Source organism: Staphylococcus intermedius NCTC 11048, assembly GCF_002902385.1.
GTDB lineage: Bacteria > Bacillota > Bacilli > Staphylococcales > Staphylococcaceae > Staphylococcus > Staphylococcus intermedius.
The window spans coordinates 1-1669 of the sequence record NZ_PPQH01000116.1; the positions used below are offsets into that span (position 1 = coordinate 1).

Below are 1669 nucleotides of genomic sequence, written 5' to 3' on the forward strand. Positions count from 1 at the left end.
TTATATGGATAAAGGTTAAAATAATGACACACCCTAATGATATAGAGGCGGTGATTTTTTGAACCACAGTGACCATGCTTTATTAGATTTTTCACTTCAAAGTTTGAGTGGACTCGCTCATTTTTTAACATCCTTATATGAACATTTCAGTATTTCTTGGCTTATTTTAATCATTATCATCATGTTTAGGAAAGATATTTCAAAAATGTTGACGCGGGTCAGCGGCGTTGATTATGAAGGCCGTGCCGGTAAAGTCAGCGTATTATTGACGAATATGAAACAGTTAGAATCCCAAATGGAAGGCTCTGAACATCAACAAATTCATGAATACGGTGAAGATTTAAGGGACCGGATGCATCTCGAAACTCCAACGAAACCAGAAGACGAGATGACACCTTATGATTATTATTTTAATCTCGTTCATATCCCTGCATTCACTTGTCAATCCATCGCAAAACAGGGCTATTTCAAAACGATTGGAGATTTATACCATGCGTATCTCTTCTTAACAAAAGATTATGCGACAGACCACCATCGCCCAACTGAAATTATCGCAAACATCTATCACACTGCCATGGATATTAACAAAAATCGTGGCCTTTTATATGACGAACAATTGATCGCGAAATATAGACGGTTTATCGAATTAACGTATATGGGGCTTGTAGAAAGTCATAAAGAAAAGAAGTAAGTGGCTATTTGAATTGCTATTAAATTTTAAGAATGCGAGCTTTATAATTATATCCTGCTTTTCACATTAATCAATCACATATTCAAAACAAGCAAAATCCCCTCAACAAAAAATTGAGGGGATTCATCAAAATATAATCCATTCTGTTATCTAAAATAGCGCATTAATGACACTGTTTTAAACTCTCTAATGTTTTTAATTCAAAGCGATTAGGAATTTTTTTAATTTCTTCATCGAATGTTGGATGTTGGCTATATTGTAAAACAAAAGTAAACAAATTAACTTGTGTTCCTTCTTTAGCATATTCTTCCTGAATTTTACACATAAAATCGAATTGTGCTGTTTTAAAGTAAGGTTTAGTTTTACATTCATACAGGTGTACATGATTCTCTTTATAATAAATATCAGTAGTTTTAGTCTCACCAACACTTATGCATTTATTATTATTAAAAAATGAACAATCCCATATAAGATTATTCTGAGCTCTAACATCTCCTAAAAAAGAACAAGCAACAGCTTCTGTGAGCAACCCTCTAATATCATTTACTTCTCTCTCATTCAGTGTATCTAGTTCATAAACAATTTTTTTAATTTTTTTAGATAAATTTGGAAGATGTATCTTTAGTCCTGCATGATTCCACTTAAAATGGTTTAATTCGAAATCATCTAATTTTTTTATTATAGCTACTTCAGTTTTTTTAGCCATATTTTCTCTGCATCTATATTTATTAAAAGAGTGTAGGTTTCTGACTATCCCATTGATCAAATCTAAAGACTCATCATAGATAACCTCAAATTTATTTTTTAAGAAATTCAAACTAATTGCTATACTTTCTATTTCATTAAAAAACCTCTTTTGTTTACCTAGACCAGATTTTTTCGGCTTAATCATATGATTCCAGATACCTTTGAATATCTAAAATAGGTAAAAATGTAGCTTTTAAATTAGATTGTAATAGGTTTTGGTAAATAATAGGT

At 31.2% G+C, this 1669-nt stretch carries 2 protein-coding genes; one reads left to right on the forward strand and one right to left on the reverse strand.

Annotation, left to right across the window (positions count from 1 at the left end):
• Window positions 1-58: 58 nt before the first annotated feature.
• Window positions 59-691: a hypothetical protein gene (locus CD138_RS13325; RefSeq protein WP_026066809.1), complete on the forward strand. Its 633-nt coding sequence runs from the start codon at window positions 59-61 to the stop codon at window positions 689-691.
• Between the two features lie 163 nt (window positions 692-854).
• Here the strand turns inward: CD138_RS13325 and CD138_RS13330 are convergent, their stop codons facing one another.
• A complete protein-coding gene (locus tag CD138_RS13330; RefSeq protein WP_241520306.1) occupies window positions 855-1583 on the reverse strand; it encodes a hypothetical protein in 729 nt (242 codons plus the stop codon).
• Window positions 1584-1669: the final 86 nt, after the last annotated feature.